At 38.9% G+C, this 21,830-nt stretch carries 13 protein-coding genes; 8 read left to right on the forward strand and 5 right to left on the reverse strand.

All coding sequences use genetic code 11. From position 1 onward, the window contains the following. Window positions 1–137: 137 nt before the first annotated feature. The 8 genes from ACJVDK_RS01335 (at window position 138) to ACJVDK_RS01370 (ending at window position 14,784) form a co-directional block, all read left to right on the forward strand. The gene (locus ACJVDK_RS01335) at window positions 138–728 is read left to right on the forward strand and encodes an RNA polymerase sigma factor (RefSeq protein WP_443938523.1); all 591 of its coding nucleotides are present in this window, start codon (window positions 138–140) and stop codon (window positions 726–728) included. Window positions 729–834: 106 nt separating this feature from the next. Next, window positions 835–1,872 carry a FecR family protein gene (locus tag ACJVDK_RS01340; RefSeq protein ID WP_443938524.1) on the forward strand — a complete coding sequence of 346 codons (1,038 nt, stop codon included), beginning with the start codon at window positions 835–837 and terminating at the stop codon, window positions 1,870–1,872. Between the two features lie 195 nt (window positions 1,873–2,067). Continuing rightward, the gene (locus ACJVDK_RS01345) at window positions 2,068–5,454 is read left to right on the forward strand and encodes a TonB-dependent receptor (protein WP_443938525.1); all 3,387 of its coding nucleotides are present in this window, start codon (window positions 2,068–2,070) and stop codon (window positions 5,452–5,454) included. Between the two features lie 11 nt (window positions 5,455–5,465). Then, a complete protein-coding gene (locus ACJVDK_RS01350) occupies window positions 5,466–6,848 on the forward strand; it encodes a RagB/SusD family nutrient uptake outer membrane protein (RefSeq protein ID WP_443938526.1) in 1,383 nt (460 codons plus the stop codon). A gap of 81 nt (window positions 6,849–6,929) precedes the next feature. Further along, window positions 6,930–8,396, forward strand: coding sequence for a redoxin domain-containing protein (locus ACJVDK_RS01355; protein WP_443938527.1), 1,467 nt, complete (start codon window positions 6,930–6,932; stop codon window positions 8,394–8,396). Window positions 8,397–9,086: 690 nt separating this feature from the next. Beyond that, window positions 9,087–10,169, forward strand: coding sequence for an efflux RND transporter periplasmic adaptor subunit (locus ACJVDK_RS01360; protein WP_443938528.1), 1,083 nt, complete (start codon window positions 9,087–9,089; stop codon window positions 10,167–10,169). A gap of 21 nt (window positions 10,170–10,190) precedes the next feature. Then, the gene (locus ACJVDK_RS01365) at window positions 10,191–13,361 is read left to right on the forward strand and encodes an efflux RND transporter permease subunit (protein WP_443938529.1); all 3,171 of its coding nucleotides are present in this window, start codon (window positions 10,191–10,193) and stop codon (window positions 13,359–13,361) included. After that, entirely contained in the window at window positions 13,354–14,784 is a 1,431-nt protein-coding gene (locus ACJVDK_RS01370; protein ID WP_443938530.1) for a TolC family protein, read from the forward strand. Before ACJVDK_RS01365 ends, ACJVDK_RS01370 begins: the two co-directional genes overlap by 8 nt. 164 nt (window positions 14,785–14,948) lie before the next feature. Here the strand turns inward: ACJVDK_RS01370 and ACJVDK_RS01375 are convergent, their stop codons facing one another. From ACJVDK_RS01375 to ACJVDK_RS01395, 5 genes are all read right to left on the reverse strand, one after another. Beyond that, window positions 14,949–16,646 carry a trypsin-like peptidase domain-containing protein gene (locus tag ACJVDK_RS01375; protein ID WP_443938531.1) on the reverse strand — a complete coding sequence of 566 codons (1,698 nt, stop codon included), beginning with the start codon at window positions 16,644–16,646 and terminating at the stop codon, window positions 14,949–14,951. Window positions 16,647–16,732: 86 nt separating this feature from the next. After that, the gene (locus tag ACJVDK_RS01380; protein WP_443938532.1) at window positions 16,733–17,863 is read right to left on the reverse strand and encodes a redoxin domain-containing protein; all 1,131 of its coding nucleotides are present in this window, start codon (window positions 17,861–17,863) and stop codon (window positions 16,733–16,735) included. A 180-nt stretch (window positions 17,864–18,043) separates the two neighbouring features. Next, a complete protein-coding gene (locus ACJVDK_RS01385; RefSeq protein WP_443938533.1) occupies window positions 18,044–19,471 on the reverse strand; it encodes a PKD-like family lipoprotein in 1,428 nt (475 codons plus the stop codon). A gap of 25 nt (window positions 19,472–19,496) precedes the next feature. Next, entirely contained in the window at window positions 19,497–20,348 is an 852-nt protein-coding gene (locus ACJVDK_RS01390) for a DUF4843 domain-containing protein (RefSeq protein ID WP_443938534.1), read from the reverse strand. A gap of 18 nt (window positions 20,349–20,366) precedes the next feature. Continuing rightward, the gene (locus ACJVDK_RS01395) at window positions 20,367–21,830 is read right to left on the reverse strand and encodes a RagB/SusD family nutrient uptake outer membrane protein (RefSeq protein WP_443938535.1); all 1,464 of its coding nucleotides are present in this window, start codon (window positions 21,828–21,830) and stop codon (window positions 20,367–20,369) included.

Raw genomic sequence — 21,830 nt, forward strand, 5'->3', positions numbered from 1 at the left:
TTTTTATGCGAATATAAAATTATTCATAATTTTATAAACTATTCCACCAGTTAAATTGCGTTAGAATTTGTAAGTTGTTCAATAATTTTGCTCAAAATACAGCAAGTGAACCCCATATTAAATACTATATTAGCCAAATGCAAAAGGACCTAGCAGACGAAAAAATACTCTTGGCTAAAATTGCTGCTGGTAATCAGCAGGCTTTTGCAACACTCTTTAATTTCTATAAAAACAGAGTGTTAGGGTATGCCTTTGCTATTTTACAGGAGGAAGAACTTGCCGAAGAAATTGTTCAAGAAGTTTTTATTAAAATTTGGTTAGGTCGTAAAACACTTGGTGAAATAGCGAATTTTGGTGCATTTCTGAGAATTAGTACACGTAATCTTACGTTAAATGCATTAAAAAAGATTGCTTTAGAGCATAAAAAGTATCAGGAAGTAAAAAGAGAGCATTCTGATGCAGATTTATCCACGGAAAACGCTATTCAATATCGTGAAATTCAGCGTTTGGTAGATGTTGCAATTGAAAAATTATCTCCACAACAAAAGATTGTTTATAAAATGTGTAAAATAGATAATTTAAAACAAAAAGATGTGGCCGAAAAACTAGGTATTTCCTTGCATACCGTGAAAGCGCATCTGCGCGATGCAGTAAAAATCATTAAAACGAATGTAGATTGGTCGGGAGAAATCAATGCAATCGCATTTTTCTTATTTTTTTTAAAATAATTTTCTTTTTTACTACCTCCTTTTTGTTTTTCAGTTGTCAGTAAGATAAAGGGCTTATTTGTTGGTCCATAATGTCAATTATTTTTTAACGCTTAAATTAAAAATAATGCAACAAGAGAGAGCTGCTTACTTATTTCAACAATATATAGATAAAAAATATTCGGCAGCAGAGCTGGATGAATTTATGGCTTTAATTAAAGAAGCCAAAGCAGATGATACCTTAGAGATGTTGATGGACAGTATTTGGGATCGAGCAGATGAAATTGATTTAGAAGAGGTAAAAGCCGATAGAATTTTGCATCGCATCTTTGCTTCAGATACAACCGCGAAGCCAAAGAGAGGTGAGTTTAAACTAAGTACCTGGATGGGGTGGGCAGCGGCAGTGTTTATAGTAGGTTTAATAGGCTTATGGAAGCTAAAGTCTGTACAAAAAGCAGAAATTGCGATTAGTAAAAATATAATAGTTGATTCAGTAGCAGCGATAAATACTGCGGATATGGTTGTATTAAGCGCTTCTACAGAACATCGAAAAGTTACCTTGCCCGATGGGAGTACGGTGGTGTTAAATAACCATAGCTCTATACGCTACCCAAAGAGTTTTGCTAGTACTAAGCGCGAAGTGGTGTTAACGGGAGAAGGATATTTTGACATTAAACACGACGATAAAAAAACTTTCGTGGTACACTCGGGCAAATTAAGAACCGTCGTTTTAGGAACTGCCTTTAATGTTCGAGCATACCATAATGATGCTTTTATTAAAGTAACCGTAACTAGGGGAAAAGTAGGGGTTTTAAATGGAAGTTCAACAATTGCTGTGTTAAAACCAAATCAGCAAATTGTATTTCACAAAGAAATTAAAAAAGCCGATCTGAAATCTGTAGTGGCTACATCGAGCATAGAATGGCAACAAAGCGATTTGTTTTTTGACGACGTAACCATGGAACAAGCGGCAGAAGTTTTAGCAAAGCGATTTAATAAAAGCATCCGTTTTGCAAATGAAAATACAAAGAATTGTCGTTTCTCAGCTACTTTTCTAAAGGGAGAGTCGTTAGAAGAGATCCTTAAAGTGATCTGTTCTTTTAATTATGCACAATATCAAGTAGAAGCCGGCGGAATAACCATCAAAGGCGAAGGCTGTGAATAAACTTTTAACCTCTTTAAGAATTAATTTAATCATCAACTAAACCAATCAAACATGAAAAAAAACTACTACAAGCGAATATAAATGAATAAAAAAAACTCCTTGTCGCTAAACAAGGAGTCAGGTAAAGGATATAGCGCTAACTATATCCATTGCGTTTTAACAATTTTCTAAGATTCATTTAAAACATTTAAAATTATGTATTTTTCTGCACAATCGGCAGAGGGTAGGAGGAATTATGTATTCTTTTCTCTTAATCCTTACAAACGATTTTTAATTCGTCAACTTATGCGCATAAGCTTTGTTATAGCGTTCGTATTATTTGTCTCCTCTCAATTTATTTTTGCCAATGTTACAAATGCCCAAACAATGGATCAGGTGCAAGTAACCATTGGTGTAAATAACGAGAGTATTTTATCGGCAATTCAGAAGATTGAAAACTCCAGTAAATTCAGATTTCTATACCGGAATAATGAATTGAAAAATTTAAAAGTTACGAATTTACCACTACAGAAACGTTCAGTTACCGAAACATTGGACTTAATTTTGGCAGGAACGGGTATCGTTTATACACAGGTAGATGCCAAAATTCTGCTTTCGAAAAAAGAAACTCCAGCATCAACAGTAAACAAAAAAGATGTACGTATTGGGGGAATGGTTAGTGATGAAGACGGAAAACCTTTGCCAGGTGTTAGTATCCGATTAAAAGGGAATAATTCTGTTAGCACCGCAACAGATGTAAATGGCCATTTTTCTATTAGTTTGCCTGATGGTAAGAGTAATGTGTTAATTATCAGTTATATAGGTTATGTTACAAAAGAGGTTTTTGTAGCGGAACAAACGAGTATCCGCGTTAATTTAGTGCCTGAAGTAGGGAGTTTAAACGAGGTTCAGGTAATCGGTTATGGCACAACTACCCGTAAAACCAGTACCAGTTCAGTAGCGTCAATCACGGCAAAAGATATTGAAAAACAGCCTGTTGGGAATCCATTGGCCGCCTTGGCTGGTCGTATGTCGGGGGTATTAATCGCACAAAATAACGGTGTTCCGGGTGGAGCTGTTCAGGTGCAAATTCGTGGACAAAACACCCTGTCATCAGGCGGTATACCTTTATATGTAATTGACGGTGTTCCTTTTACCAATTTCAATGGAGGTTCGCCTGCAACCGATAACTTAAATGCATTTGGTACATCGGGCGCGAGCGGCGGTATTAGTCCATTTGGCATGATCAATCCATCAGACATTGAAAGGATTGATGTGTTGAAAGATGCCGATGCAACCTCTATCTACGGTTCTCGTGGAGCAAATGGCGTGGTGTTAATTACCACCAAAAAGGGGAAAGTTGGAAAAGTACGCGTAGGAGTGAACATGAGTAGCGGTTTTACCGAAGTAAGTCGTTTCATCCCAATGATGAATTTACAAGAGTATTTAGCTGTACGAACCGAAGCATTTAAAAACGATAATGTTACGCCCAACAGTACCAATGCTCCTGATTTAACCGTGTGGGATCAAAATAATTCTACCGATTTTCAAAAATTATTAATTGGTAACCGTGGTCATGTAAGCGATATTCAAGGGACTTTATCAGGAGGAAATGAGCAAACACGTTTCTTTTTTAATAGTTCTTACCGCAAAGAAAGTACGGTGTATATGGGCGATAACAACGATAAACGTTTTTCATCGCGTCTAAATTTAGATCATACTTCAATTAATAAAAAGTTTGGTGCGGCATTTTCAGTAAGTTATACTTACGATAACACCAGCCTCCCTACTTCGGATGTGAGCTCGGCTTATAACTTGCCGCCAAATTTACCCCTGTATGATGCTAATGGAAAGTTATTTTGGGCAACTGGATTTACCAATCCCTTGGCTTCGTTATTGAAACGGTACACAGGAACTACCACCAATTTAATTACCAGTGGTAATTTACGTTATAGCATTATTAATGGCTTAACTGCGAAGTTAAATTTAGGCTACACCAATACACGTTTAGATCAGATAGCAACCAATCCGGCTTCGTCGCAAAACCCAGCGAACAGTCCGGCAAGTTCAGCTGCTTTTACCTATAACAATGCCGGAAACTGGATTGTAGAGCCTACAATTGATTATGTTAAAACTATTGGAAAAGGAAAATTAACAGCCCTTTTGGGAACAAGTTTTCAACAAAATACTTCTAATGCATTGTACATAACGGGTTCAAATTACAGCAACGAGGCACTTTTAGGAACCTTAGTTGCAGCTGGGACTACCACAGTAACCTATAACAACATTGTGAAATACAAATACAATGCGGTTTTTGCTAAGTTGAATTACGATTGGAACGAAAAGTACTTGTTAAATGCAACTTTTAGAAGAGATGGATCTTCTCGATTTGGACCAAGCAATCGTTTTGGAAATTTCGGGGCAATTGGTGCCGGATGGATTTTCAGCAACGAAGATTTTGTTAAAAACAGTGCATCGTTCTTAAGTTTTGGTAAACTTAGAGGAAGTTACGGTACAACGGGTAACGATCAGATATCTAACTATATTTATTTGCCATTGTACTCAAGCGCTTCAGCTTATTTAGGAAATGCGGCCATGAACGTGGTGACACTTCCAAATGAAACCATCCAATGGGAAACCAATAAAAAGTTAGAATTTGGAATTGATTTAGGCTTTTTACGCGATCGGATTTATTTCACAGCTAATTATTACAGAAACAGATCGTCGAATCAAATTTCATCTGCAGCATTGGCAACACAAAGTGGATACAATTCATATACCTTAAATCTTCCGGCTTTAGTACAAAATAAAGGTTGGGAGTTTGAGTTAAATACAACCAACATTCAAGGGCGCGATTTTACTTGGAAAACATCTACCAACTTTACTTTTAACAATAATAAATTGGTCGAATTCCCTGATTTAGAAAAATCGTTCTACGCATCGAGTTATGTGGTAGGTGAGCCGATTAATTTAATTCGTTTGTATCATTATTTGGGTGTAAATCCATCAACGGGAGCAGCCATGTATGAAGACCGCGATGGAAACGGTTCTATTACTACGGCTGACCGTTATATTGCTGATCAAGGTACTCCATTTTTTGGCGGTTTCAATAATACATTTACCTATAAAGGATTTGAACTGGGTATTTTCTTCCAATTTAACCACCGTTTTGGAGTGACACAAATTTTAAATACCCGTCCGGGCGCATTTGCAAATCAAAATACCTATTGGTTAGATCGTTGGTCGCCAAGCAACACTGGTAGTAATAATCCGGGTGCATCGGCCACATCAGGTACTGTAATTTCAAATTCATACAACAACTTTACCTCATCCGATGCGGTATATGGGGATGCCTCGTATTTGAAACTTAGATCGGTAAACCTATCGTACAACTTACCTGCACAGTGGTTAAGGGCAGTTAAAATGTCGAATGCCAATATTTATGTACAAGGACAAAATTTGTATATCTGGGCGAAAAATAAATACACTTTGGATACAGAAACGACGGTTCAAGGAGGTCCCCCAGGCTTAGGTACAGGAACTATTGGCCAAGTAATGCCGCCTTTAAGAACCATTGTGTTTGGAATTAATTGTTCATTTTAAGCGTAGAAAACATGAAAAATAGATTTAAAAATATCCTTTATAAAACGCTTTTCGTTGGAACTATCTTTTCAGTTTCGTCGTGTAAAAAGTTTGTAGAATTGGGTGCGCCACCTACCCAAGTTTTATTTGAAGATGCATTTAAAACCGATGCAACAGCGCAAAGTGTGGTTTTGGGTTTGTACACCACCGCCTCGGCTGGAACAAATGCTTTTTTAACCAATGTGTTGTTTTATCCTGGTATTTCAAGCGATGATTTGCAATACAACGGTGCCGATGCTGCCATTCAAGAGTTTAGTAAAAATTCCTTGGCAATCACAAACTTAAATGTAGGCAACATTTGGTATTATCCATATCAATTGGTTAAAAATGCAAACAATGCCATTAGTGGTATTACGGCTTCAACCACTTTAACGCCTTCGTTAAAATCACAGTTATTGGGCGAGGCAAAGTTTATGAGAGCTTTTGTATACTTTGAATTGGTGAATTTATATGGCGATATTCCAATGCCATTAAAAGACGATTATTCAGCGTTTGAAAATGCTGCTTTGCCACGCTCTTCTGTAGCGGCAGTATATGCTCAAATAACCACCGATTTAATCGATGCTCAAAATTTACTGCCAACGGCCTATGTTGGAACCTTTAAAGGCCGGGTAAACAAGTATGCAGCAACGGCTTTATTGGCACGTGTTTATTTGTATCAAAAGAAATATGCAGAAGCAGAGGCACAAGCAACAACTGTAATTGGCAGTACTGTGTACGGAATGCCGGCGCCAGATGCAGCATTCATCAATACCAGTAGCGAAATTATTTGGCAAATAGGCAATGCAACCGGTTTATCGGTTTCGGGAGCGGCATTTATCACCGCTGCAACGGTCGTTCCAACCTATACGTTGAGCGATGGTATGTATGCGAGTTTTGAAAATACAAGCGATTTGCGCCGTACCAACTGGACGGTTACCAAAACCATTAGCGGTAAAAACTACTATGGAATAACCAAGTACAAAGTAGGTTCGGGAACTGGAAACGAATACAATGTGGCCTTGCGTTTAGCAGAGCAATATTTAATCCGTGCAGAAGCCCGTGCACAACAAAACAACCTTTCGGGAGCAAAAACCGATTTAGATGCGGTTAGATTGCGTGCCGGATTAGGCGGAGTGAGTGCAACCTTAACACAACCACAAACACTTACAGCGGTTGAACAAGAAAGAAAAGTAGAGTTTTTTGGCGAATGGGGTTTCCGTTGGTTCGATTTGAAAAGAACCAATCGTGCCGATGCCGTATTGGGTGCATTACGCCCAACAACCTGGAAATCTACAGCCGTTCTTTTCCCAATTCCACAAGCACAAATCTTAGCCAATACTGCATTAACACAAAATACAGGCTATCCAAACTAAAACCTAGGGCGCTTTAATCGGCGCCCTAAAACACACAAATAAATAAGGAACCAGCATTAAAATAACTTTAAACAAATGAAAATGAATTGCATAGGGTTGTTAACACTCGCAGGGTTGTTAGCAGCAAATGGACTTAAGGCACAATCAAAACCGGCAGATACGACACGCGCATATTTAGAAAAATTAATTACCTCTAAAGTGCCTACCGATAAAGATTTGTTAAATGCTAAATTGAAAAGCTTAGCCGCATCTAGTAAAGAAAATGAAGTGGATATGGCTATCGGTTATTACTATCGCTTAGAAAAACAAAAAACGGTTGATTCGTTAATTGACATGGAATATGTGAAATTTCCATTAGGTTCAAGAGCAAGAGGGAAGGCTGCGAACACCGTTTATGAGGCAAAAACAGGTCTTGAAAAAGAAAAAGCATACAAAGCTTGGATTGCAAAATTTAAAGTAACTGGAACAGGTGAGGAGCTTGTTAGTTACGATTACGTAGTTACCGCAGTGGCAAATCAATATGCAAAAGAAAAAAATACAGCCAAGGCAATTGAGTACATTGAAAAGTTACAAGCCGATTTTTGGAAAGGCAATGGTTATGGCTCAGTAGCGGCTACTTTTTACACTTCTGGTGATTTGAAAAATGCATCAATCTACTATAAAAAAGCGATGGAAAGTGCCAAAGTATATTACGATGGAAAACTTCCTGATGCCAATTCATCTAAATTTGCCGCATCAGGATACCCAGGCTTAACCATGACCTACGCCGGTATTTTATTTGAAGAGAAACGGTATGAAGAAGCATTGAAATACGCCGATTTAGTAGCTAAAAACCCCAAAACTGCATCGGCGAATGCCAATTATAAATATGCTAAAATTTTAATGGCCTTAAACAGAAACGAAGAAGCCTATACAAAGTTAGAAGAAGCAGTAAAATCGGGTAAAGCAAACGAAGCCATGATTGCCGATTTTAAGACCTTATACATTAAATTGAAAGGTACTGAAGCGGGTTTTGAGGCTTATGCAGCTGAAATTAGAGCCGGTATTTTAGCCAACTTAACGCAAAAACTAACAAAAGAGATTCAAAATAAACCGGCTGCCGATTTTACTTTAACCGATTTAAATGGAAATAAAGTAACCTTGAGTAGCTTGAAAGGTAAAGTGGTAATTCTTGATTTTTGGGCAACTTGGTGCGGTCCGTGTAAAGCATCTTTCCCGGCAATGCAAATGGCGGTAAATAAATTTAAAAGCGATGAAAACGTGAAATTTTTATTTATCCATACCTGGGAAAAAACAGCCGATGCAACCAAAGAAGCTGACGACTACATCAAATCGCAGAAATATACTTTCGATGTTTTAATGGACTTAAAAGATCCACAAACAAAGGTAAATAAAGTAGTAAGCGATTATAAAGTAAGCGGTATTCCCTCAAAATTTGTAATCGATCCAAAAGGAAATATCCGTTTTAGTTTAATGGGTTTTGAAGGCAGCAACGAAGCCGCTGTTGATGAATTAACTATGATGATTGACATGGCCAAAAAAGGATAAAAAACTATATACTATACTAAATTAAAACTAAGTCCTCTGATTCGTCAGGGGATTTTTTTTGCAGTTAGAGCATTAAGTGATTAGTATCATGTATTAAGATAGCAGGGAGTAAAAGAGTAGAGAGTCTAAAGTCCAAAGTTGAAAGTCCAAAGTGAAAAAATGTAAGGTTGCTACTCAATTCGTCATCGCGAAGCCAGATAGTGCGAGCTGAAGTGATCTAATTTCAAATGTGAGATTGCTTCCCCGAAGTTTCAGAATAGGCGTCTTTCCTCCGCGCAAGGACGATTCTCTAAAATTTCCGCGTTTTCTGTGCTTCCGTGGCAAACTAACTAGGCTAGAACTTTGTCATCCTCGAGCGGAGTGAAGGATCTATACGCGGTGCTTTCCTATGTGTCCTATGGCTCTATGTGTTCCAAATTATTTGACTAACCTTTTTTAAGTGAAAAATACTTTTACGCACAATCTTCAATTTTCTTTTTCACTTTCACTTTTTCAAACCTGAAGAAGAACTTCATTATAACTTCATAAAGTTCTATTTATTTCGTACTCATATTAAATCGGATGAGGGAACTACATGATTTTGAACCAATAATCTGTCGGATAGAAGAAGACAGTTACCAATGCCTTGGTTTTCGAGACCTATTTAATGAAGAAAAAATAAAATCAGATTAACTTACAGTAGAAAAAAAGATGAAGAGAAATGTCATTTGCTTTGGCTTGTGTGCTTTGCTTTACGTAACAGGTTGTACCTCGAAAAAAGAAGAAAAGGAAGAAGTAGCCACCTACACCGCTACATCACCATTAAAAGTTGATACTTCGTACACAAAGGAGTATGTTTCACAAATTCGTTCGGTTCGGAATATTGAACTTAGAGCACAAGAAAAAGGTTATTTAGAAAAAATTTATGTAGATGAAGGTCAGCATGTACAAGCCGGACAAGTGCTGTTCAGAATTATGCCTCGTTTATTGCAAGCCGAATTAGAAAAGGCACAAGCCGAAACCGCAGCTGCTGAAATTGAATTGCAAAACACCAAATTGCTAGCCGATAAAAATGTGGTTTCGAAAAACGAATTGGCCATGGCAAAAGCAAAATTGGCCGGAGCAAATGCCGAAACATCTTTAGCAAAAATGCATTTAGCCTTAACCGAAATTAAAGCGCCATTTGATGGTACCATCGACCGTATTCCGCTAAAATTGGGAAGTTTGGTTGATGAAGGTGCTTTGTTAACCAGCTTGTCTGACAATAGCCAAATTTTTGCCTATTTCAACGTTTCAGAGCCTGAATACTTAAATTATCAAGATTTGGTGAAGAGTAAAGGTACGCAAGAAGTAGGCTTATTGTTGGCCAACAATACCTTGTTTAACACAAAAGGAAAAGTAGAAACGGTTGAAAGTGAATTTGACAACGAAACAGGTAACATCGCTTTTAGAGCACGTTTTGCAAATCCGGGAAGCTTATTGCGCAATGGAGAAACCGGTAAAATTCAAATGGTTGTGCCTTTGAAAAATGTATTGGTTATCCCACAAAAAGCAACCTACGAAATCCAAGATAAAACGTACGTTTTTGTAATCGATGCTAAAAATACGGTACACTCTAGAAATATCACTGTTGCTGCTGAACTATCTGATTTATATGTGATTAGCTCAGGTCTTGCCGAAGGCGATAAAATCTTACTAGAAGGTGTTCAAAAAGTAAAAGACGACGATAAGGTAGAGGTTAAATTCCAAGATCCGAAAGACGTTATTCAAAAATTGCGATTAAAAGCAGAATAATTTAACCCTTATACAAATATTATGTTTAGCAAATTCATACAAAGGCCGGTCCTTTCTATTGTAGTCTCGCTTATAATTGTGTTTTTGGGGGTATTGGCTATTACTTCTTTACCTGTAACACAATTTCCTACCATTTCGCCTCCAAAGGTGAACATAACGGCCGAATATCCAGGTGCAAATAACGAGTTGTTAATTAAATCGGTAGTAATTCCTTTAGAACGCGCTTTAAACGGTGTTCCGGGGATGAAATACATCGCATCCGATGCCGGTAACGATGGGGAAGCAACCATTCAAGTGGTATTTAATTTAGGTACCGATCCTAATCAGGCTTCCTTAAACGTGCAAAACCGTGTAGCAGCTGTAACCAATAAATTACCTCCTCTAGTGGTACGCGAAGGGGTGAAAATCAGTCGTGAAGAATCGAATATGTTGATGTACATTAACTTGTATAGCAAGGATCCGAAGATGAACGAAAGTTTCTTGTACAACTATGCCGATATCAATTTACTGTCTGAATTAAAGCGAATTGATGGAGTAGGTTTTGCGGATATTTTGGGTGATAGAGATTATGCCATGCGTATTTGGTTAAAACCAGATCGTATGCAAGCCTACAAAATTTCGGTTGACGATGTAATGAAATCGCTTGATGAGCAAAGTTTAGAAGCATCGCCGGGTAAAACAGGTGAAAGTTCGGGACGCAGAACACAAGCATTTGAATATGTTTTAAAATATTCGGGTCGATACAACACCAAAGAAGGATACGAAAATATTGTGGTACGCGCCAATCCGAATGGAGAGTTATTGCGCTTAAAAGATATTGCAGACGTTGATTTTAGCAGTGCAGCTTACAATTTATACTCGCACTTAAATGGTAAAGGTTCGGCGGCAATTGTGTTAAAACAATCGTACGGAAGTAACGCCAGCCAAGTAATTAAAGATGTGAAAGCGAAAATGGCCGAAATTAAAGCCAGCTCCTTTCCAAAAGGTTTAGATTACGAAATCAGTTACGACGTTTCTAAATTCTTAGATGCATCGATGGAAAAGGTAATTCACACCTTGGTTGAAGCCTTTATTTTAGTGGGTTTAGTGGTGTTTTTATTTTTGGGCGATTGGCGTTCAACTTTAATTCCAGCCATTGCCGTACCGGTATCTTTAATTGGAACCTTCGTGTTCATGAAGCTATTTGGCATCACCTTAAACTTAATTACCTTATTTGCAATGGTATTGGCCATTGGGGTAGTAGTGGATGATGCGATTGTGGTAATTGAAGCAGTACACGCCAAAATGGAGCACGATCGTCGATTATCGGTATTAAAAGCCACTCAATTGGCTATGAAAGAGATTAGTGGAGCCATCATCGCGATTACTTTCTTAATGGCATCGGTGTTTATTCCGGTAACCTTTATGTCGGGACCAGTGGGTATTTTCTACCGTCAGTTCTCCATCACCATGGCAACTTCTATTATTTTGTCGGGTGTGGTAGCTTTAACGTTAACGCCTGCTTTGTGTGCCATCATGTTGAAAAAACATCAACCGGGACATCACAAGAAAACACCTGTCGATTTTATCATCGATGGATTTAACCGTGGATTTAATAAGCTAACAGGTCGATACGAAAAAATATTAAACCGAGTGGTAATGCGTCGCATGTTAACTTTTGGCGTATTGGCAGCGTTTTGTGTGGGTGTGTGGATTATCAATTCGAGTGTACCATCGGGCTTTATTCCGAACGAAGATCAAGGGATGGTGTATGCGATTATCCAAACGCCTCCGGGTTCAACGTTAGAGCGTACCAACCAAGTTGCAGAACAATTAGAAGAAGTGAGCAAAGAGATTGAAGGAGTAGCATCGGTTTCTTCATTGGCTGGATACGAGATTTTAACAGAAGGTACCGGATCTAACTCAGGTACGTGTTTAATTAACTTGAAAGATTGGAGCGAGCGTAAAAATTCGGCCGTAGATGTTATTGAAGAATTAGAGAAAAAAGCAAAAAATATTCCGGGAGCAACCATCGAGTTTTTCCAACCGCCAGCAGTTCCGGGATATGGTGCAGCAGGTGGTTTTGAGTTGCGTTTATTGGATAAAGCCGGTAGTGGTGATTATAAACGCATGGAAACTGTGGCGAAAGATTTTGTGGCCGAATTAAACAAACGCCCAGAATTATCGTCGGTGTTTACCTTCTATAGTGCCAGTTTTCCACAGTATATGTTGCACATTGATAACGATTTAGCCCAGCAAAAAGGCATTTCAATTGATAATGCGATGAACACGCTATCTACTTTTGTGGGTAGTAATTACGAAACAAGTTTTATCAAATACGACCGTCAATACAAGGTAATTGTGCAGGCATTGCCACAATACCGCGCTTTACCGGACGATATTTTAAAACTATCGGTTAAAAACGACCGCGATGAGATGGTGCCATTCTCAGCCTTTATGCGGATGGATAAAGTGTATGGTTTGTCTGAAATTACCCGTCACAACATGTACAATGCCTCTGAAATTAGTGGTCAAGCAGCGCAAGGATACAGCTCAGGACAAGCCATTGCAGCGATTACCGAAGTAGCCAATAAAACCTTACCAAGAGGTTTTGGTATCGATTGGGCAGGTATTTCGAAAGATGAGGTGTCGAGAGGAAATGAAGCCATTTACATCTTCTTAATCTGTTTAGGATTCGTTTATTTGGTGTTAGCAGCTCAATACGAGAGCTTTATTTTGCCTCTTTCGGTAATCCTTTCTTTACCAGCAGGGATTTTCGGAGCCTTCTTTTTCATCAAAATATTTGGATTAGAAAACAATATTTATGCGCAGGTGGCCATGGTAATGCTCATCGGTTTATTGGGTAAAAATGCAGTGTTGATTGTAGAGTTTGCTTCGCAACGCCATGCCCAAGGCTTATCGGTATTCAAAGCAGCTATGGAAGGCGCGGTTGTGCGTTTCCGTCCGATTTTGATGACCTCTTTTGCCTTTATTGCCGGATTAATTCCATTGATGATTGCAAGTGGACCGGGTAAAATTGGTAACCGTACCATTGGAACTGCTGCGGCAGGAGGGATGCTTTTCGGCACCATATTCGGGGTCGTGATCATTCCGGGTTTATACTTCATCTTCGCCAAAATTGCCGAGAAGCATAAGCTGATTAAAATTGAAGAAGAACATCCATTAACCGAAGAAATTGAACACAATGTTTAAAAATAGCGTTTACAAAGGCTTAGGGCTGGCGTTAATTTGTGCGGCTACAGCATGTAAGTTGCCACAAGTAGCCCAACGTGCCGAAAATAAAAATGTTCCTGCAGGCTTTAGTGCCTCGCAGGACACCGTTAACAGTGCTAAATTGCAATGGCGTCAGTTTTTTACCGACCCAAATTTGGTTAGCCTGATTGATACGGCTTTAAAAAATAACCAAGAGTTAAACATCACCTTGCAAGAAATTGAAATTGCAAAAAACGAAGTGAAGGCGAAAAAAGGAGCAATTTTGCCAAGTGTAAATTACGGTGCTGGAGTAGGGATTGAAAAAGTAGGACGATACACCAGCCAAGGAGCAGGCGATGCCTCAACCGAAATTGAGCCCGGTAAGGAAATGCCCGATCCACTTCCAGATTTTGCCTTGGGTTTAACAGCGCATTGGGAAGCTGATATTTGGCATAAATTGCACAACGATAAAAAAGCGGCTGTAGATCGTTATTTGGCTAGTGTTGAAGGTAAAAACTTCATCGTAACCAATTTAGTTGCCGAAATTGCTAATTCGTATTATGAGCTGCTCGCAGAAGACAATCAGTTAGAGATTGTTAAAAGCAATATAAAATTGCAAAGCAATGCGCTTGAATTGATGAAAATTCAAAAGCAAGCAAGTCGTGTAACGGAATTAGCGGTGCGAAAATTTGAAGCAGAAGTATTAAGCTCTAAAAGTTTGGAGTTTAGTATTCAGCAGAATATTACAGAAACGGAAAATAGAATCAATTTTTTATTAGGACGTTTTCCGCAACCCATTCCACGTAGTTCTGCAAATTTTACCAATTTGGTGCCATCTGTTGTTCAAACGGGTATTCCAGCGCAATTGCTAGCAAATCGTCCTGATATTAAACAGGCCGAGTTAGCGCTAGAAGCAAGCAAATTAGATGTGAAAGTGGCCAAAGCAGAGTTTTATCCTTCGTTGGATATTTCGGCCGCCATCGGCTATCAAGCATTCAATCCAACATATTTGTTGCGTACACCTGAATCGTTGTTGTATTCATTGGCCGCAGATTTAGCTGGTCCGCTGATTAATCGAAATGCAATTAAAGCAGAATATTTATCGGCCAATGCCAAGCAATTACAAGCCGTTTATAATTATGAGCGCAGCATTTTAAATGGATATGTAGAAGTAGCTACCCAACAATCGAACATTGCAAATTTGCAAAAAAGCTACGATTTAAAAGTAAAACAAGTAGTAGCACTTACACAATCAATTGATATTGCAAACTACTTATTTAAATCGGCAAGAGCCGATTATTTTGAAGTGTTGATGACGCAACGCGATGCTTTAGAATCTAAAATGGAATTAATTGAAACCAAAAAACAACAATTAAATGCAGTGGTAAACATTTACCATGCCTTAGGTGGTGGTTGGAATTAATTAATCGTTTGCTGATTTTTTAAACCTGCGCAGATAATCTGTGCAGGTTTTTTTGTTTGTAAATAGTCCTTTGGCTTTAGCTCATGTGCAGTTCTTTTTTAGGCGTCATGCGTCCCCCTTTGAAGGGGGTTGGGGGATGAAAACACCCGATTTTTCCCATTCCACTAGTTTACATGCGCTTCAATGATCCCCTTCACAATATCGGCTGGAAGCACAAAAGTGACCGCTCTGCTGTATCTTGCGATGCAAATCCCATAAAAAACACCATCACTATCAAAAACTGCTGAACCACATTGTTTCGGTTTAAGGGCTACATCGATGCTAAAAACGCGGTTAAAACCATCTCTGCGGATTGATTTTCCGCCTTCAAACTTTTCAACCGGGTGATTGCTCGTAACCGGATTTCTTCCAGCAAGAACAACCTGTTTCGACTTAATTTGCCCTTCCGATTTCCACTCCAAAGTAATTTTATCCTGAGGCCAAAACTTACTGATTTCAGGTGCAAATTCGTTCCAATTTTTTATCGGTTTAGCATTGATGCTGATAAGTTCATCGCCCATTTTTATGCCTGTACTCACCACCGGACTCTCTTCTTTAATTAAGGTAAACACTGCTGGACTTGAATTATAAGCAACCATTGCACCTAAGTATGGCTGACTGGTTATTTTGGGCGAATTAAAGGCATTATTCCCGGCAATGCCCGATAAATATTGATTGGAATGCAAAGAAACCAGTACAAGTTTCCCCAGTGTTTTATCCGTTTCTTTTGCAAAATTTTCCATCGAAATACCGCCTTTAATGAATTGTGCTGAACTTAACAGAACGAGATCGTTTTCTTTGTCTTGGTAGAGAATAGAAAGTGCCATTTTTCCTGTTTTTTCGATTAACATAGGGTGATTTCCTAACTCAGTATTTTTGCTTATCAAAACTTGTTTAAGTCCCGACCCAGTTTTCACATTAATTAAAGTGGCTTCAATGCTATCGATTTTGCCTTTTCGCTCGCTTTCAATTAAAAAAACAGAAGCGATATTTTTTGTCGCCATCACCGAAAAACTAGGGTGGTTGAATTTTTTCCCTTGATCCTGTTTTATTTTTCTCGCAAGAGGATCTTCTCCAATTGAATCAATTTCTGTTGGAAAGTTGCGGTAAAACACTTCTTTTTTCATCGCGTTCCAATACTTGCGGTATAAATCTATCCTAACTTCAAAATTCATGTCTTCTGCAACATCGATGGCACTGTGCAGGCCAATTACTCTCCCCATATAATCAAATAATGGGCCTCCCGAATCTCCGGGTTCCATTTTGCAAGTCGATTGAATAAATCCGTAAGTATTTTTTATATCGGCAATTTGCCCTAAGCGAATGGTGGGTAGCGTTTGGTTTAAGCTTTCGGGATAGGAAATGCTGATGCAAGGTTCCGTTTTTACCAAACTAGATGAATAACCCATTTCGGCAAATGGCCAATCGCCTTTATCCTGAATTTTCATCATGCCCATATCGGGTATTCCGGGTGTTTCTTTATTGTCCATTTTTCCTAAGGCAACAGCAATGCACTCTTTTCCATCGGCAAAAAATACTTTGTAGGTGTTACCCGGTTCAACGGTATGTGCAGCGGTTAAAATGTAGCCATCTTTTGTTACCACCACGCCACTAAATTGAGCACCTGTGCGTTCGTTTCGTTTTACATCAAAACTCCACATTCGCACACTTGCTGGATAAGCTTTTTTTATCGCATGGGCTAAAAATAGCTCGTAACTAAAGGCTTTTTTTGTTTCTTTTTTAATGGATTGTGCATATAATCCTGTTGTAATAAAGGAGGTTACTAGGATAGTGGTAATCGTATATTTTATTCGTATGGTCATAATTTGGATCTAAAAAAAGCATAGCCATTTTTCAGGCTATGCTTCGTTTTGGTAGGTAGATGCTTTCTATTTGTGGGTTTGCGTTTTTAATTGAATAACTCGGCAAGTTTTTTGTTTAAAGGCTCTCCGCGTAAATCGTTGGCGATGATTTTTCCATCGGCACCAACCAAAAAGCTAGCTGGAACGGCTCTAACGCCGTATAAACGTCCAACTTCGTTGTTCCAACCTTTTAAATCCGATACGTGTAACCAAGGCAAACCATCGGCCTCGATGGCCTTTAACCAGTTTTCTTTGGCGCTATCGAGCGATACACCTAAAATTTCAAAACCTTTGTCGTGGTATTTTGCATATTGTTTTACCAAGTTTGGATTTTCTGCACGACATGGAGAGCACCAGCTGGCCCAAAATTCAACCAACACAGTTTTACCGCGTAAGCTTTCTAAGGATAGTGGTTTTCCAGTTACATCCGTTTGGGTAAACAATGGAGCCGTTTTTCCAATAGCGGTGATTTTACCGGCATCGATGCGTTGTTGTAATTCCTTACCCATGTCGGTTTCCTTTATCGTTTTGTTCAAGGCATTGTAAACCGGACGTACTTTTGCCTCGTCTACTTTACTTCCCGATGATTCTGATAAAGCCACCAATGCGAAGTACGAATTGGGGTTTTCTTTTGCGAATTGGAACATTTTATCGTTGCGATTGGCGATGTTCTTACGGTAACGTGTATCAACAGCTTTCATAAATACGCTGTCTTTGCGTTGCTCGGGAGTACCACTGTTAAATTCGGCGTTTACCGCTTTGGTTAAAGCCATGATGGTTCCACCAATGTATTTGTTGTAGGCTTGGTACTCTGCGTAGACTTTGGAACCTGTAAAAACGGCATTTTCCAATGAATCTTTGGATGTGATAGCGACATTTTCCTTCCCGAAATAAAAGTAAATCACATCGCCTGTGTACACGGCACGTTGTTTTCCACCTCCGGTATGGTCTAGAGCCATGCGGGCAAAGGTGTAATCAGAACCTGTGCCTTTAAATTTGAATGTTCCGTTTACAACAACAGCCGAATCTGTCCCGCCTGTACCATTCCCCATGTAGTCGATATACGCTTTTGCTGGAGTATTTAAGTTTCCAATTTTGCCTGTAATGGTAAAATTTGGTGTTTGTGCTTTTGCCATAAAAGGAAGCAAGCAAGCAAGTACTATCGTTTTTATTTTCATGTTCAATTTGGTTTAATGAAACAATGCTTTTCCTGATAGGGGCGAGCAAACAGTTTCGTTTGTTTTAAAGAGTAGTCTCCTCAAAACAGAAGAGACTACTGGTTATTTAGCTGAGCGTTAATGGTATATTTTAAGCCTTTTTAAAACGTATGAGGTTTCAAAAACTTTACAGGTTTGTACTTATTTGCGAATTACAATATCTACAGGTGAACCCGGAATACCGTTGATGGTTTCGGTAATTGAACCGTTTTTACCAACCGATACATCCACCGAGTACACACTTCCTGAAGCCCCAACGGTTAAGGTATTGTCGTCGGCACTAATTTTTAGCATCGAAATTTTCTTGCCACCAAAATCGGCATCAAGGGCTTTCAAATCTTCGTTTAACGGATTGTAACGGTAAATTTTATCGTTCGAGCTAAAGTAGAATACATTTAAACTGTTGCGTTGCCATTTAGTATCGGCGTTTACTAAGCTGTTCCCTTTGAAAACACGTTTGTATTCGGCTTTCATCTTTTTGGTGGTATTGTCAAATTGGTAGCTAAAAGCAAGTTCATAAACACTTCCTTCGCTCGCTCTAAAAAAGGCGTAATACATACCTAATTGACCGGTTTGCATGTATAAAAGATCGTCCATGCCCACATTTTTCGGGTCGAAGGCAGTTCCGGTAGCATCTACTTTGTAATCGTTTAAGAAGGTTCCATCGCCCCCAAAGTTTACAAAAGATTTGTGCTTAATGTCGAAGCCAAAGTAGAATCCATTTCCACGTGTAAAGTACTTAGAAAGCGTGTAATCACCCGCCTGATCGTTTGCAAATTTGCCGTAATCTGGGGCAAAAGGAGCGGTTGATTGTACTCCGATGTACAATCGGCCATTTATTACACCGTTTGTAACAGAACCCATAAGTGATTCTAAATGACCCGGTGTAATGGTAGCCGGAGGCGTGAAAAACTGCTCGTTGAAATAGCTTTTACGTAAAAGTGTGCTGGCATCTAACAAAGGACTTTGTTTGGTTGGATCGGCACATAAAACCCAATATTGTTGCTGGGTGATGGGCTGATACGGCAGGGGATTTACAAAGAACAACTCTACAGGATTGTTTGGCAAGGCTTGCCCATGAAAAGCATTGTAAATATCCGGAATAACGGTTTTGTTATCGGCCTTTACAAAAGATAATTTAGTAACTCCATTATCGCTACTCAATACCAATTTACCTACCGAGAAGGCTGTGCTCCCTAGAATTTTGAAAGGAATAACGTATTGAAGGCCATTACGTTTGTCTGTAATTTTTAATTTGGCGCTGCGCAAACCCGGCCCTAAATTGTACACAATGCGTAAAGGATAGCCCGTGTAAGTGGCTTCGCGCAATTCTTCTTGTACCATAATTAGCCATTCGTAGCTTAAATCGGTTAAGGGATTGGCATCGGCAATGCTTATGTTGGGCTTTAAAATTAATGAGTCGCCCAAAAGTGCTTTAAAAGTAGAATCCTTAAATTCTTTTATTACGGGCTCTGAAGGTGGATTGTAATCGTAATTACCCAAATCCTTTTTACAGGCTGTATAAACTAGGGCAACTAATGCCGCAAGTAAAATATGTTTAATTTTCATCGTTTAATTTTTATAGAATGAAACATTAAATAACAATTTGGTTTCCATTTTCATCGATAAAGAAATAGCCATTTACCAAGGCAATGTACTTGAGGTAAAATTTCTTTGTCGGCGATGCGGTGTTGTAGAAATCGTAATCCTGACTGCCATCACTGCGTTTTGTTAGCACATATCCTTTTGTCGGATTGCGCGCTACCCAAGCAAATGGATCTTTTAAAAAGTTCCGCGTATTGTCAATGTAAAATAAGGTACGCGGAATTTCTAAGTACGAATTTGGTTTCGACATATCAACCAAATCAACCGTTCCCGATGAAATTAAAAACAATTGATGCTTGATTCGGCCATATTCGCCTAACGAAGATTGCCAGTAAATCCACCAAGCTGGTTTTTCTAAGCGATTAGAGAAGGTGATTTTTTTACTTCTTAATGGAAGCGGTAAATTGGCCTCAAAATCGCCCCCGGTTACCAAACGAATGCCTAAGGTTACCGATTTACTGGTTAGCGTTTCATCGGTATTTTTAAGGATGATGGGAATTTTAAATTTACCTGAATCGGCCGGAAGGGTGTACGAAGCCTTTAAGGGTTCGTAATGTGTTCCTTTTACCGCAGTTGTGTTAGAATCAACCACGCTTAACACAAACTCACGGCTGTGCGATACGCGTGGTCCCATAATAATTACAGGCACCCAAACGGTATCTTGCGCTAAACTTGGTTTGTAGGCAAACGAATAATTTAAAGTGGTGGTATCCTGGTTTTTATCTTTGTCTAAATAATAAAGATAAATGTTATCAGGGGCACTGTATGGAACTTTTTCAACCTTTTTGCAGGCAAATACAACCATGCTTAAAAGGAAAATATAAAAGATGTTCTTGTTCATATTCTGGTCTCTTAAAGGTTAGTAACGATAGGCTTGTTCATCAATAGGAATCGGGAATACAAATATTTTATCCGAAGCGGGATAAATGTATCCATCTGTAGTGATGATGTTTAAATTCAGACGTTTATGCATGTAGAAGCTCTGACTTTCACCGTAAAACTCTTTACGGTATTCGCCCTCTATTTGTGTAACAAAATCAGTTTTGGTGATGGTACTGCTTAAGTTGCTGCCAATGCCACGGTGGTTGCGTAACACATTGAAATACTCAACCGCTTTTGTTGGATTGCTATCAAAACTGGCTTCGGCGGCAATTAAATACATTTCGCTTAAACGCAAGGCCGGCGCCATTAAAGGGTGTAAATTAGCTATTGGATTAGCATTTACGATGTACTTTTGCAAATAATACCGATCGGCATTTCCGGTGCTTTTCACCAATTTAAACCATTGCTTGTAGCGCCAATCGTCGGCACCTACAGTACCTAAATTGTAAATAGAATTTAATTGATTAGCCGTTGGCGAATAATCAGGGCCATCGTTCGAGAACAAGGTTTTTAACATGTCATTCGAGTTTGGCGCATACCAACCAAAAAGCAATTCGTTGTAAAAAATGCGGTCTCTTTTTGCTACGTCATCGTTAAAGAAATCCTCTTGCAAAGTCCAAGGAAATTTTAGCGATTCAATAACCTCTTTCGCATTGCTTAAACTGTTTACGTAATCGCCTTTGTACAAATAAGCCCTAGCCAATTCCCCCGCAACCGCATAATAATTGCAACGGTGTCTTCTGTTTTGTAAAAAGAGTGAGGCATTTTTTAACTCGGTTGTTTTGGCATTTGAAGCGTATCCAACCACATAACTTGCATCCAAAATTGGGTCTGACGATTTTAACAAGGCTTTCGCTTCATTTAAGTCGGCAAGTACCTTTTCCATGATCTCGGCAGTGCTCGAAAATGGGGTTGTTTTGTTCGATACGGTTGTAACGTACGGCATCACTTTGGTTGTGGTGGTGCTTTTAAACGATTGGCCAAACATGCGCAACAAATCGAAATGCATGTAGGCACGTAAAGCCAAACATTCGCCTTTGATCAATTCGTAGTTTTTATCTCTAAAAACGCCTCTTTTCGATTCAATTACATCCAAAATTTGGTTTACGTTGCCAATTCCTTTGTACGATTCGGCCCAGATGGTTTTAATTTTATTAACAAAACCCGGATCGGTATAATCGAAAGCTGCAACTTTCTGAAAATCAATACGCGTAAATTGGTAATTCTGTGCCATGATATCCAAATTGCTGAAGGTAAGATTTCCTCCATACAAATTGCTTCCGGCAAAATGCGTGTAAACGCCGTTCAATGCCTCTTTAAAACCATCTTCGGTACTAAAAAGCTGTTCTTTTGCTACTTCCGACTCCGGTTGAACATCTAAAAACTTTTTACACGAAGCGCAAAAAAGAACAATAGCGAGTATGAATATATATTTTTTCAT

The organism is Pedobacter paludisoli (assembly GCF_052344095.1).
Lineage (GTDB): Bacteria > Bacteroidota > Bacteroidia > Sphingobacteriales > Sphingobacteriaceae > Pedobacter.